This is a genomic window from Cohnella faecalis, from assembly GCF_003570905.1.
GTDB lineage: Bacteria > Bacillota > Bacilli > Paenibacillales > Paenibacillaceae > Cohnella > Cohnella faecalis.
Map to the genome: position 1 here is coordinate 1 of NZ_QXJM01000002.1, position 10,937 is coordinate 10,937.

Sequence of the window (10,937 nt, forward strand, 5' to 3'; positions counted from 1 at the left end):
GCATGATGGAAGGCCTTTAAGCGCGCCTTCTTCGCCGCCGGATACGCCCGTGCCGATGAAGTTGAAGCCTTGCTCGGTCAATTGCTTGCTGCGGCGCTGAGTGTCCGGGAAGTAAGCGTTGCCCCGTCAATGATGATATCGCCTTTGTCCAGATGCGGAACGAGCGACTCGATCGTCGCGTCGGTGCCTGCGCCGGCTTGAACCATGATGAGAATTTTGCGCGGAACTTCCAGGGAAGCGACGAATTCTTCGACGGAATAGGTCGGCACAAGGTTTTTGCCTTTGCCGTCCGTGTTCAGAAGGTCGTCCGTTTTTTCGCGGGATCTGTTGTATACAGCTACGTTGAATCCGCGGCTTTCAATGTTCAGTGCGAGGTTGCGTCCCATGACCGCAAGGCCGACGACGCCAATATTAGCTTTCGACATTGTTCTCTTCATCCTTTGGTACAAAATTTTCACAATAAGCCTATTGTACTCTTTTTGACTGAGAATGAAAACCATCAATTGCTTGGACGATTCGTCCGACGCAACTTTTTTAGCCGTCCGGCGACGCATACGGCGCGCTCAGGAGTCGGGTCTACAGGCTCCCGGCGTCTCTGAAACTTTGCTTTGGTATCGGATAGATATAAGGGGCGGAAAGCTTATGCTAGCTTTCTTTCTGGCATTCCAAAAAAAACCACCTCATTCGCCTCTGCGGTCTGACGGGTGAGGTAGATTAACTGTAATAGCTACAGCTAACCATCCTTTAGAGCCGTGCGCTTGAGATTGAACTGTAGAAAGTACCGTTAATTTTTTCCATTTCGGAGCATGACGCTAAAAGCATCCTGAAGAAATGTACTTTTTGCAGATAATGTAACTAGAATACCGATCTATCCTCAAAATAAAGATATGTTCTGCAGTTATACGTCGGGCTAAGCGAGGATCGTCGGTCATTCGGCGTTAGTTCGGCTCGGGGCCGGGCTAGGCGGGCTGGTCGGCGTCCTCTGGGTCGGTATCGGATGGGTTTCAAATAAAGAGGCGGAGGCCCGTAAAACGGGCCCGCCTCTCTTTCGGTTCATCCTATGGGTTCACAGCTCCAGCAGGAGCATCTCTACGCGCATGACCTTCAGCTTTTCCTTGCTGGCCTCCGCATCTGCGGCGCGTCCCTCTTGGATCGCTTCGTGGAGCACCGCAAGCTCATAATCGATTTCAAGGCGCAAGACGCCCGCCCGCAGTTCGGCTCTTTTCGATTTGAATGCTTGCACCATGTCTTCCACTGTGATATGCGGCCGCTTCTGGAAAATGATTCGATGTTCCATACCCGACACCTCCACGAGACGGATAATTTCGCCGAACATGATGTTTTCGATTAGAATTTGACGATCCCGGAATCGCTTCACGATAGCATGACCGCGCGAATCGCCTATCAGCTTTTCGATCCAGAGCGCCAGCTTCTCGTCCTTGACCAATAATCGCCGACCAGCTTGTAACGGTTCAATATTCGTTGGAAACGCAGCTTGAGAAGCTTTCTTCCGGTTCTGACGGATACGGTGAACAGATGGTCGCTCTCGTTCCAATAAAGCGAGTAGCCTTGCTGGATGAGCTCGCGAAGCAAGTTTTGGATTTGACGACGGTCGAATCGTAGCTCCAGATTACAATATTCCACTTCGTAACTTCGGTTCACGGCAAGCCCTCCTCCTGCAGCGCGCGTGGCCCGACTGAAAGACTGACGGTTTGACCGAATGTTCTGAATATTCTTGCTTGCTTTTATCTTATACTCCATCTTATGTTCTGGCAACTTGGTTTCTTGACTATTTTCGGAAAAATGAAAGCATTTCCATAAAATCGATGAAAATGCCCTCTCCAACTCGGGGCGCAAGCGGATTTTCCCGTGTTATAATGAGTCAAGCTGCTTTCGAAAATGGTTTGTAAGGAGAAGAAACGACGATGAGCGCAACCGAGTTAACAAGTTCGTTCGGGGATTCGTTCCCGCCGATTTCGAAGTATTCGATATTGACGGCTTGGAGCCCCGCATGACCGCCTTGATCGAACAAGTGCGGCCGAAGCTGCATCAGCTCGGGGATCAGCTGTCCCCGTTTTTGTCCGACCTATGCGGCGAGACGGTATATCCCATGTCGCCAAGCACGCTCGCCGGACGATCAATCCTCCGAACGATACCTGGGTCGCTTATGCGCCAGCAAGCGAGGCTATAAAGCTTTGCCTCATTTTCAAATCGGATTGTGGGGCTCGCACATTTTCATTCAATTTGCCATCATTTATGAATGCGAATCCAAAGGAGCTTTCGCCGAGCGAGCGTTGGCCGAGCTTGCCTCCGTGCGGCGTTCGATTCCGGCGTCCTTCGTCTGGTCCAAGGATCATATGATCCCGGAAGGGCTCCGTCACGGAAAGCTGGCCGATGAAGAGCTCGCCGACCTGTTCTATAGACTCGGCTCGGTGAAAGCGGCGGAATTGACGTGCGGCATTCACATTCAAAAGGACGATCCGATTGTCTCGGACGAGAGTGCGTTCCTAGCGCTCGCCGAGAAGACGTTCAAGAAGCTCAAGCCGCTTTACCGGATGGCAAAAGGGTAGTCTTGCGCCGTACAAAGAACCGCCCCCTGCAGCAGGGGGCGGTTCTTTGGCGTGCGGATAGTATGTAAGGTACGTCGTACCACTCTTTCGGCGAATCCCGCTACTTCGCGCCGATGTGCGGTACGTCGTACCACTCTTTCGGCGAATCCCACTTCCTTGCGCCGATGTGTGGGACGACGTACCGCTCTTTCGACGAATCTCGCTTCCTTGCGCCGATGTGCGGTACGCCTTACCATTCTTTCGGCGAATCACACTTCTTCGCGCCGATGTGCGGTACGTCGTACCACTCTTTCGGAGAATCCCGCTTCCTTGCGCCGATGTGTGGGACGACGTACCGCTCTTTCGACGAATCTCGCTTCCTTGCGCCGATGTGTGGGACGACGTACCGCTCTTTCGGCGAATCCGCTACTTCGCGCCGATGTGCGGTACGTCGTACCACTCTTTCGGCGAATCCCACTTCCTCGCACCAATGTGCGGTACGACGTACCGCTCTTTCAACGTTGGCGGCCCCGGTCAGAGCTCTCTTACGCTTCGATCCAGATCGTCTTGCTTGCAGCGGGAATTCGCTTCCCTTCCGGAGGCTGCAAATCCGGGTAGCCGACGTAGACGAGACCGACCAATTCTTCTTGCGGCTGAAGGCCGAACGCGCTCTTCATCGCCGGGTGGTACATCGGATCGCCCGATCTCCATACGGCTCCAAGACCGCTCGCATGAGCGGACAACAGCAGATTTTGCACGGCGGAGTTGGCGGCGGCAAATTCTTCGGCGCGGCTCACCCGCGGAGCCTCGCTTGGCGAGCAGACGACCGCGATCACGACCGGAGCGCGATTCGCTTTCGCCTCTTCTCTCTTATGCAGTTCCGCCTCTCCTGCTCCGAAAGGTTTGGGGAATGCCGGACGCGATTTCTGCGTACGCTCGCCTAGCGTTTTGCGGCCTTCGCCGGTCATGACGACGAACTTCCACGGCTCCGTCTGATGATGATTAGGCGCCCAGACCGCCGCTTCGAGCATACGCTCCAACAGCTCGCGCGGAACGGGCTCATCCTTCACTTTTCCGATGCTTCTTCGAGTGCGTATCGCTTCTTCCACATTCATTGCTATTTCGTGCTCCTCATATCCCAATAGGATCATTCCACTTTACCAGAGTATCGTCTCCCAGCCTCATAAGCAAGCGAAGGACCGTCCCTCAAGGTCTTTTCAGACCTTGCGGAACAGTCCTTCCTGCGAACCGCGATTAAGCGGCGATCGTTTGTTGCTTGGCTTTTGCTACGCGCTGGCGTTTGGACTTGCGGAAGAATAGCAGCTCGTAAATGCACGGCGAACGAAAAGCGCGTCAGCAACGTAGCAACGATCAGTCCGCCGATAACGACGATCGCAAGGCTCTGCGATACGATGCTGCCCGATTCCGACGTTCCGAAGACGAGCGGAAGCATCGCGCAGACAGTGGCGATAGCGGTCATCAGAATCGGACGCATCCGCGTTCCGGCGCTTCAAGCAGCGCTTCGCGAATGGTCATCGTCTCTTCGTTCTGTCTAACCGGTCGATGAGAACGATCGCGTTCGTAACGACGATGCCGACAAGCATGACGACTCCGAAAATGGCGGTGAAGTCCGGCTTGACGTTGCCGATCAGCAGTCCCAGTACGGCTCCAATCGGTACGAACAGCAGGGAAGACAGAATGGCGAGCGCGCTTTAAGCGTCTTGAACGTGATGACCATGATCAAGTATACGATGCCGATGGACACGAGCATCATCATGAACAAGCTCATGAAATCTTCGGACTGGTCGGCGGAAGCGCCGCCGACGTTCAATTTCACTCCGTCGGGAGTTTTTACGTCATTCATCGCTTTCTTAATATCCGCGCCTACAATGGACAGTTGGCTTGGCTCGACAGTTGCAGCCCCTTACATAGCTTTTGCCGTCCTTGTGGAAAAATTTCGTCGGAAGCTCTTCCTTGACCCACTCGGCTACGCTCGATGCCGGCTTCGGACCTGCGTCGGTCATTACCGTCAAATTCTCAAGATCCGCTTCCGATTGCGGCTTCAGCACAGGCTCGAGAATAACGCTGACAGGCTGGCCGTTCGCTTTCATCGTGCCGATCGGCACCGAATTCAGCATTCCTTGCAGCTGGCTGGCGATATCGCCGGCTTTCGCTTGCGATGCGTTTACTTTAAGAGTGTAAACCGTCTTCTTCTCTTCCTGATTGCTTTCTACTTTCAGGACGTCCTTGATCGGCTTGATTTTGGCAATGACCTCATCCGCTGACTTGGTCAGCTGATCCAGATTGTCGCCCGTCACGTCAACGAATACTTGCGTAGATGAGCCTCCGCCGAAAAACGAGCCGGGTCCGGCGTTCAGATCGGCGCCAGGGTAATTCGCGCGCTGCCTTTGACCGCATCTATAATTTTGTCGGCATCGGCGCCGTCTTTCATCTGAACCGTGTAGCTCACAAAAGTCGGCGAATTGACGTTTCCGTAAGTTGCGCCGTCCGCGCTGTTCCCCATTTGCATGTCAACGTAATCCTGGCCTTCTTGCTCCATCAGAAACTTTTCGAGCTTGAGTCCGTTTTCGCGCACTTCATCGACCGGCGTATCCGGCTTATAGTCGAGCGTAATACTGAGACTGCTAGCGCTGGAATTGTCGATCGCTCCTTCGGCAAGGAGAAGTACGTTCCGACCGAGCCAAGGAGAAGCAGGAACGCAATCAGAATCGGCAGCCACTTGAAGCGAAGGTTCCATTCCAGGAACGAAGTAAAGCGCTTGGAAGGAAGGTGTTCTTTGATTTTCGAGTTTTTGAGCACACGACTTAGCTTAGCGGGAATGACGGTAAGCGCAACGATCAGCGAGGATAGCAGCGCATACGTAACCGTCAGAGCGAACGGCAGCAGGAACGCTTGAAGCCCTCCGCGCAAAAGACTCATCGGCAAGAACACCGCAACGTCGTCAGCGTGGATGCGTAATCGCACGCGCCACTTCGCGCGTTGCGTCTACGCGTCATTCCGCTGCTAAGCTCGGGTTGCTCAAAAACTCGAAATCAAAGAACACTTCCTTCCAAGCGCTTTACTTCGTTCCTGGAATGGAACTTCGCTTCAAGTGGCTGCCGATTCTGATTGCGTTCCTGCTTCTCCTTGGCTCGGTCGGAACGTACTTCTCCTTGCCGAAGGGAGCGATCGACAATTCCAGCGCTAGCAGTCTCAGTATTACGCTCGACTATAAGCCGGATACGCCGGTCGATGAAGTGCGCGAAAACGGACTCAAGCTCGAAAAGTTTCTGATGGAGCAAGAAGGCCAGGATTACGTTGACATGCAAATGGGGAACAGCGCGGACGGCGCAACTTACGGAAACGTCAATTCGCCGACTTTGGTGAGCTACACGGTTCAGATGAAAGACGGCGCCGATGCCGACAAAATTATAGATGCGGTCAAAGGGCAGCGCGCGAATTACCCTGGCGCCGATCTGAACGCCGGACCGGCTCGTTTTTCGGCGGAGGCTCATCTACGCAAGTATTCGTTGACGTGACGGGCGACAATCTGGATCAGCTGACCAAGTCAGCGGATGAGGTCATTGCCAAAATCAAGCCGATCAAGGACGTCCTGAAAGTAGAAAGCAATCAGGAAGAGAAGAAGACGGTTTACACTCTTAAAGTAAACGCATCGCAAGCGAAAGCCGGCGATATCGCCAGCCAGCTGCAAGGAATGCTGAATTCGGTGCCGATCGGCACGATGAAAGCGAACGGCAGCCTGTCAGCGTTATTCTCGAGCCTGTGCTGAAGCCGCAATCGGAAGCGGATCTTGAGAATTTGACGGTAATGACCGACGCAGGTCCGAAGCCGGCATCGAGCGTAGCCGAGTGGGTCAAGGAAGAGCTTCCGACGAAATTTTTCCACAAGGACGGCAAAAGCTATGTAAGGGTGGCTGCAACTGTCGAGCCAAGCCAACTGTCCATTGTAGGCGCGGATATTAAGAAAGCGATGAATGACGTAAAAACTCCGACGGAGTGAAATTGAACGTCGGCGGCGCTTCCGCCGACCAGTCCGAAGATTTCATGAGCTTGTTCATGATGATGCTCGTGTCATCGGCATCGTATACTTGATCATGGTCATCACGTTCAAGACGCTTAAAGCGCCGCTCGCCATTCTGTCTTCCCTGCTGTTCGTACCGATTGGAGCCGTACTGGGACTGCTGATCGGCAACGTCAAGCCGGACTTCACCGCATTTTCGGAGTCGTCATGCTTGTCGGCATCGTCGTTACGAACGCGATCGTTCTCATCGACCGGGTTAGACAGAACGAAGAGACGATGACCATTCGCGAAGCGCTGCTTGAAGCGGCCGAACGCGGATGCGTCCGATTCTGATGACCGCTATCGCCACTGTCTGCGCGATGCTTCCGCTCGTCTTCGGAACGTCGGAATCGGGCAGCATCGTATCGCAGAGCCTTGCGATCGTCGTTATCGGCGGACTGATCGTTGCTACGTTGCTGACGCTCGTTATCGTCCGTGCATTTACGAGCTGCTATTTCTTCCGCAAGTCAAACGCCAGCGCGTAGCAAAAGCCAAGCAACAAACGATCGCCGCTTAATCGCGGTTCGCAGGAAGGACTGTTCCGCAAGGTCTGAAAAGACTTTGAGGGACGGTCCTTCGCTTGCTTATGAGGCTGGGAGACGATACTCTGGTAAAGTGGAATGATCCTATTGGGATATGAGGAGGCACGAAATAGCAATGAATGTGGAAGAAGCGATACGCACTCGAAGAAGCATCGGAAAAGTGAAGGATGAGCCGTTCCGCGCGAGCTGTTGGAGCGTATGCTCGAAGCGGCGGTCTGGGCGCCTAATCATCATCAGACGGAGCGTGGAAGTTCGTCGTCATGACCGGCGAAGGCCGCAAACGCTAGGCGAGCGTACGCAGAAATCGCGTCCGGGCATTCCCCAAACCTTTCGGAGCAGGAGAGGGCGGAACTGCATAAGAGAGAAGAGGCGAAAGCGAATCGCGCTCCGGTCGTGATCGCGGTCGTCTGCTCGCCAAGCGAGGCTCCGCGGGTGAGCCGCGCCGAAGAATTTGCCGCCGCCAACTCCGCCGTGCAAAATCTGCTGTTGTCCGCTCATGCGAGCGGTCTTGGAGCCGTATGGAGATCGGGCGATCCGATGTACCACCCGGCGATGAAGAGCGCGTTCGGCCTTCAGCCGCAAGAAGAATTGGTCGGTCTCGTCTACGTCGGCTACCCGGATTTGCAGCCTCCGGAAGGGAAGCGAATTCCGCTGCAAGCAAGACGATCTGGATCGAAGCGTAAGAGAGCTCTGACCGGGGGCCGCCAACGTTGAAAGAGCGGTACGTCGTACCGCACATTGGTGCGAGGAAGTGGGATTCGCCGAAAGAGTGGTACGACGTACCGCACATCGGCGCGAAGTAGCGGGATTCGCCGAAAGAGCGGTACGTCGTCCCACACATCGGCGCAAGGAAGCGAGATTCGTCGAAAGAGCGGTACGTCGTCCCACACATCGGCGCAAGGAAGCGGGATTCTCCGAAAGAGTGGTACGACGTACCGCACATCGGCGCGAAGAAGTGTGATTCGCCGAAAGAATGGTAAGGCGTACCGCACATCGGCGCAAGGAAGCGAGATTCGTCGAAAGAGCGGTACGTCGTCCCACACATCGGCGCAAGGAAGTGGGATTCGCCGAAAGAGTGGTACGACGTACCGCACATCGGCGCGAAGTAGCGGGATTCGCCGAAAGAGTGGTACGACGTACCTTACATACTATCCGCACGCAAAGAACGCCCCCTGCTGCAGGGGGCGGTTCTTTGTACGGCGCAAGACTACCCTTTTGCCATCCGGTAAAGCGGCTTGAGCTTCTTGAACGTCTTCTCGGCGAGCGCTAGGAACGCACTCTCGTCCGAGACAATCGGATCGTCCTTTTGAATGTGAATGCCGCACGTCAATTCCGCCGCTTTCACCGAGCCGAGTCTATAGAACAGGTCGGCGAGCTCTTCATCGGCCAGCTTTCCGTGACGGAGCCCTTCCGGGATCATATGATCCTTGGACCAGACGAAGGACGCCGGAATCGAACGCCGCACGGAGGCAAGCTCGGCCAACGCTCGCTCGGCGAAAGCTCCTTTGGATTCGCATTCATAAATGATGGCAAATTGAATGAAAATGTGCGAGCCCCACAATCCGATTTGAAAATGAGGCAAAGCTTTATAGCCTCGCTTGCTGGGCGCATAAGCGACCCAGGTATCGTTCGGAGGATTGATCGTCCGGCGAGCGTGCTTGGCGACATGGGGATATACCGTCTCGCCGCATAGGTCGGACAAAAACGGGGACAGCTGATCCCCGAGCTGATGCAGCTTCGGCCGCACTTGTTCGATCAAGGCGGTCATGCGGGGCTCCAAGCCGTCAATATCGAATACTTCGAAATCGGCGGGAACGAATCCCCCGAACGAACTTGTTAACTCGGTTGCGCTCATCGTCGTTTCTTCTCCTTACAAACCATTTTCGAAAGCAGCTTGACTCATTATAACACGGGAAAATCCGCTTGCGCCCGAGTTGGAGAGGGCATTTTCATCGATTTTATGGAAATGCTTTCATTTTTCCGAAAATAGTCAAGAAACCAAGTTGCCAGAACATAAGATGGAGTATAAGATAAAAGCAAGCAAGAATATTCAGAACATTCGGTCAAACCGTCAGTCTTTCAGTCGGGCCACGCGGCGCTGCAGGAGGAGGGCTTGCCGTGAACCGAAGTTACGAAGTGGAATATTGTAATCTGGAGCTACGATTCGACCGTCGTCAAATCCAAAACTTGCTTCGCGAGCTCATCCAGCAAGGCTACTCGCTTTATTGGAACGAGAGCGACCATCTGTTCACCGTATCCGTCAGAACCGGAAGAAAGCTTCTCAAGCTGCGTTTCCAACGAATATTGAACCGTTACAAGCTGGTCGGCGATTATTTGGTCAAGGACGAGAAGCTGGCGCTCTGGATCGAAAAGCTGATAGGCGATTCGCGCGGTCATGCTATCGTGAAGCGATTCCGGGATCGTCAAATTCTAATCGAAAACATCATGTTCGGCGAAATTATCCGTCTCGTGGAGGTGTCGGGTATGGAACATCGAATCATTTTCCAGAAGCGGCCGCATATCACAGTGGAAGACATGGTGCAAGCATTCAAATCGAAAAGAGCCGAACTGCGGGCGGGCGTCTTGCGCCTTGAAATCGATTATGAGCTTGCGGTGCTCCACGAAGCGATCCAAGAGGGACGCGCCGCAGATGCGGAGGCCAGCAAGGAAAAGCTGAAGGTCATGCGCGTAGAGATGCTCCTGCTGGAGCTGTGAACCCATAGGATGAACCGAAAGAGAGGCGGGGCCCGTTTTACGGGCCTCCGCCTCTTTATTTGAAACCCATCCGATACCGACCCAGAGGACGCCGACCAGCCGCCTAGCCCGGCCCCGAGCCGAACTAACGCCGAATGACCGACGATCCTCGCTTAGCCCGACGTATAACTGCAGAACATATCTTTATTTTGAGGATAGATCGGTATTCTAGTTACATTATCTGCAAAAAGTACATTTCTTCAGGATGCTTTTAGCGTCATGCTCCGAAATGGAAAAAATTAACGGTACTTTCTACAGTTCAATCTCAAGCGCACGGCTCTAAAGGATGGTTAGCTGTAGCTATTACAGTTAATCTACCTCACCCGTCAGACCGCAGAGGCGAATGAGGTGGTTTTTTTTTGGAATGCCAGAAAGAAAGCTAGCATAAGCTTTCCGCCCTTATATCTATCCGATACCAAAGCAAAGTTTCAGAGACGCCGGGAGCCTGTAGACCGACTCCTGAGCGCGCCGTATGCGTCGCGGACGGCTAAAAAAGTTGCGTCGGACGAATCGTCAAGCAATTGATGGTTTTCATTCTCAGTCAAAAAGAGTACAATAGGCTTATTGTGAAATTTTGTACAAAAGGATGAAGAGAACAATGTCGAAAGCTAATATTGGCGTCGTCGGCCTTGCGGTCATGGGACGCAACCTCGCACTGAACATTGAAAGCCGCGGATTCAACGTAGCTGTATACAACAGATCCCGCGAAAAAACGGACGACTTCTGAACCGGACGGCAAAGGCAAAAACCTTGTGCCGACTATTCCGTCGAAGAATTCGTCGCTTCCCTGGAAGTTCCGCGCAAAATTCTCATCATGGTTCAAGCCGGCGCAGGCACCGACGCGACGATCGAGTCGCTCGTTCCGCATCTGGACAAAGGCGATATCATCATTGACGGGGCAACGCTTACTTCCCGGACACTCAGCGCGCAGCAAGCAATTGACCGAGCAAGGCTTCAACTCAATCGGCACGGGCGTATCCGGCGGCGAAGAAGGCGCGCTTAAAGGGCCTTC

At 53.8% G+C, this 10,937-nt stretch carries 17 protein-coding genes and 4 pseudogenes; 11 read left to right on the forward strand and 10 right to left on the reverse strand.

Going from position 1 to position 10,937, the window contains the following annotated elements; translation table 11 throughout:
• A pseudogene (locus tag D3H35_RS00095) lies at window positions 1–554 on the reverse strand (NAD(P)-binding domain-containing protein); the annotation flags it as partial.
• A gap of 512 nt (window positions 555–1,066) precedes the next feature.
• A pseudogene (locus D3H35_RS00100) lies at window positions 1,067–1,662 on the reverse strand (hypothetical protein).
• A 328-nt stretch (window positions 1,663–1,990) separates the two neighbouring features.
• On the opposite strand from D3H35_RS00100, the pseudogene D3H35_RS00105 reads away from it, so the two are divergent.
• A pseudogene (locus tag D3H35_RS00105) lies at window positions 1,991–2,570 on the forward strand (YktB family protein).
• A gap of 524 nt (window positions 2,571–3,094) precedes the next feature.
• On the opposite strand, the gene D3H35_RS00115 reads toward D3H35_RS00105, so the two are convergent.
• Together D3H35_RS00115 and D3H35_RS34405 are read right to left on the reverse strand one after the other, a co-directional pair.
• Window positions 3,095–3,664: a nitroreductase family protein gene (locus D3H35_RS00115; RefSeq protein ID WP_119147262.1), complete on the reverse strand. Its 570-nt coding sequence runs from the start codon at window positions 3,662–3,664 to the stop codon at window positions 3,095–3,097.
• 32 nt (window positions 3,665–3,696) lie between these two features.
• Window positions 3,697–4,029 (reverse strand): efflux RND transporter permease subunit, encoded by a 333-nt coding sequence (locus D3H35_RS34405; RefSeq protein ID WP_411675110.1) that lies wholly within the window; start codon window positions 4,027–4,029, stop codon window positions 3,697–3,699.
• On the opposite strand from D3H35_RS34405, the gene D3H35_RS31665 reads away from it, so the two are divergent.
• Complete coding sequence (locus tag D3H35_RS31665) at window positions 3,962–4,105, forward strand: hypothetical protein (protein WP_233567654.1); 144 nt, start codon at window positions 3,962–3,964, stop codon at window positions 4,103–4,105. The genes D3H35_RS34405 and D3H35_RS31665 overlap by 68 nt on opposite strands.
• On the opposite strand, the gene D3H35_RS34410 is transcribed toward D3H35_RS31665, so the two are convergent.
• Genes D3H35_RS34410 through D3H35_RS34420 form a run of 5 tightly spaced genes read right to left on the reverse strand, consistent with a single transcriptional unit; the run spans window position 4,082 to window position 5,489 of the window.
• Window positions 4,082–4,249, reverse strand: coding sequence for an efflux RND transporter permease subunit (locus D3H35_RS34410; protein ID WP_119147275.1), 168 nt, complete (start codon window positions 4,247–4,249; stop codon window positions 4,082–4,084). The genes D3H35_RS31665 and D3H35_RS34410 overlap by 24 nt on opposite strands.
• Window positions 4,198–4,413 (reverse strand): efflux RND transporter permease subunit, encoded by a 216-nt coding sequence (locus tag D3H35_RS00130; protein WP_119147264.1) that lies wholly within the window; start codon window positions 4,411–4,413, stop codon window positions 4,198–4,200. The genes D3H35_RS34410 and D3H35_RS00130 overlap by 52 nt, the downstream gene beginning before the upstream one ends.
• Before the next feature lie 7 nt (window positions 4,414–4,420).
• Window positions 4,421–4,927 (reverse strand): efflux RND transporter permease subunit, encoded by a 507-nt coding sequence (locus tag D3H35_RS00135; protein ID WP_119147265.1) that lies wholly within the window; start codon window positions 4,925–4,927, stop codon window positions 4,421–4,423.
• Window positions 4,924–5,079 (reverse strand): hypothetical protein, encoded by a 156-nt coding sequence (locus tag D3H35_RS34415; protein ID WP_158593863.1) that lies wholly within the window; start codon window positions 5,077–5,079, stop codon window positions 4,924–4,926. Before D3H35_RS34415 ends, D3H35_RS00135 begins: the two co-directional genes overlap by 4 nt.
• Before the next feature lie 29 nt (window positions 5,080–5,108).
• A complete protein-coding gene (locus D3H35_RS34420) occupies window positions 5,109–5,489 on the reverse strand; it encodes an efflux RND transporter permease subunit (RefSeq protein ID WP_147355680.1) in 381 nt (126 codons plus the stop codon).
• A 155-nt stretch (window positions 5,490–5,644) separates the two neighbouring features.
• On the opposite strand from D3H35_RS34420, the gene D3H35_RS00150 reads away from it, so the two are divergent.
• The 6 genes from D3H35_RS00150 (at window position 5,645) to D3H35_RS00175 (ending at window position 7,885) form a co-directional block, all read left to right on the forward strand.
• Entirely contained in the window at window positions 5,645–6,088 is a 444-nt protein-coding gene (locus tag D3H35_RS00150) for a hypothetical protein (protein WP_119147268.1), read from the forward strand.
• Window positions 6,085–6,339: an efflux RND transporter permease subunit gene (locus D3H35_RS00155; RefSeq protein WP_119147269.1), complete on the forward strand. Its 255-nt coding sequence runs from the start codon at window positions 6,085–6,087 to the stop codon at window positions 6,337–6,339. Before D3H35_RS00150 ends, D3H35_RS00155 begins: the two co-directional genes overlap by 4 nt.
• Window positions 6,333–6,569 (forward strand): hypothetical protein, encoded by a 237-nt coding sequence (locus D3H35_RS00160; RefSeq protein WP_119147270.1) that lies wholly within the window; start codon window positions 6,333–6,335, stop codon window positions 6,567–6,569. The genes D3H35_RS00155 and D3H35_RS00160 overlap by 7 nt, the downstream gene beginning before the upstream one ends.
• A 228-nt stretch (window positions 6,570–6,797) precedes the next feature.
• Entirely contained in the window at window positions 6,798–6,923 is a 126-nt protein-coding gene (locus D3H35_RS31115) for an efflux RND transporter permease subunit (protein WP_119147271.1), read from the forward strand.
• Window positions 6,908–7,114, forward strand: coding sequence for an efflux RND transporter permease subunit (locus D3H35_RS00170; protein ID WP_119147272.1), 207 nt, complete (start codon window positions 6,908–6,910; stop codon window positions 7,112–7,114). The genes D3H35_RS31115 and D3H35_RS00170 overlap by 16 nt, the downstream gene beginning before the upstream one ends.
• Window positions 7,115–7,474: 360 nt before the next feature.
• A complete protein-coding gene (locus D3H35_RS00175; RefSeq protein ID WP_325049965.1) occupies window positions 7,475–7,885 on the forward strand; it encodes a nitroreductase family protein in 411 nt (136 codons plus the stop codon).
• Window positions 7,886–8,378: 493 nt separating this feature from the next.
• Here D3H35_RS00175 and D3H35_RS00180 read toward each other — a convergent pair whose 3' ends face one another.
• Window positions 8,379–9,026: a YktB family protein gene (locus tag D3H35_RS00180; RefSeq protein WP_119147273.1), complete on the reverse strand. Its 648-nt coding sequence runs from the start codon at window positions 9,024–9,026 to the stop codon at window positions 8,379–8,381.
• 263 nt (window positions 9,027–9,289) lie between these two features.
• Here D3H35_RS00180 and D3H35_RS00185 point away from each other — a divergent pair, with 263 nt between their 5' ends.
• The 3 genes and pseudogenes from D3H35_RS00185 to D3H35_RS34430 form a co-directional block, all read left to right on the forward strand.
• Window positions 9,290–9,886, forward strand: coding sequence for a hypothetical protein (locus tag D3H35_RS00185; protein WP_119147274.1), 597 nt, complete (start codon window positions 9,290–9,292; stop codon window positions 9,884–9,886).
• 676 nt (window positions 9,887–10,562) lie between these two features.
• A pseudogene (locus D3H35_RS34425) lies at window positions 10,563–10,784 on the forward strand (NAD(P)-binding domain-containing protein); the annotation flags it as partial.
• Window positions 10,678–10,937, forward strand: a 260-nt coding sequence (locus D3H35_RS34430; protein WP_411675111.1) for an NAD(P)-binding domain-containing protein, incomplete at its 3' end; no start/stop codon positions are given. The pseudogene D3H35_RS34425 and the gene D3H35_RS34430, both read left to right, overlap by 107 nt.

What these genes read in the sequence shown, in the direction of transcription:
- D3H35_RS00115 (WP_119147262.1), bottom strand. Translation starts at nt 3,664, where the DNA reads ATGAATGTGGAAGAAGCGATACGCACTCGAAGAAGCATCGGAAAAGTG.
- D3H35_RS31665 (WP_233567654.1), top strand. Translation starts at nt 3,962, where the DNA reads ATGCTGCCCGATTCCGACGTTCCGAAGACGAGCGGAAGCATCGCGCAG.
- D3H35_RS34405 (WP_411675110.1), bottom strand. Translation starts at nt 4,029, where the DNA reads ATGACCGCTATCGCCACTGTCTGCGCGATGCTTCCGCTCGTCTTCGGA.
- D3H35_RS00130 (WP_119147264.1), bottom strand. Translation starts at nt 4,413, where the DNA reads ATGAATGACGTAAAAACTCCCGACGGAGTGAAATTGAACGTCGGCGGC.
- D3H35_RS34415 (WP_158593863.1), bottom strand. Translation starts at nt 5,079, where the DNA reads ATGCAAATGGGGAACAGCGCGGACGGCGCAACTTACGGAAACGTCAAT.
- D3H35_RS34420 (WP_147355680.1), bottom strand. Translation starts at nt 5,489, where the DNA reads ATGAGTCTTTTGCGCGGAGGGCTTCAAGCGTTCCTGCTGCCGTTCGCT.
- D3H35_RS00150 (WP_119147268.1), top strand. Translation starts at nt 5,645, where the DNA reads ATGGAACTTCGCTTCAAGTGGCTGCCGATTCTGATTGCGTTCCTGCTT.
- D3H35_RS31115 (WP_119147271.1), top strand. Translation starts at nt 6,798, where the DNA reads ATGCTTGTCGGCATCGTCGTTACGAACGCGATCGTTCTCATCGACCGG.
- D3H35_RS00170 (WP_119147272.1), top strand. Translation starts at nt 6,908, where the DNA reads ATGCGTCCGATTCTGATGACCGCTATCGCCACTGTCTGCGCGATGCTT.
- D3H35_RS00180 (WP_119147273.1), bottom strand. Translation starts at nt 9,026, where the DNA reads ATGAGCGCAACCGAGTTAACAAGTTCGTTCGGGGGATTCGTTCCCGCC.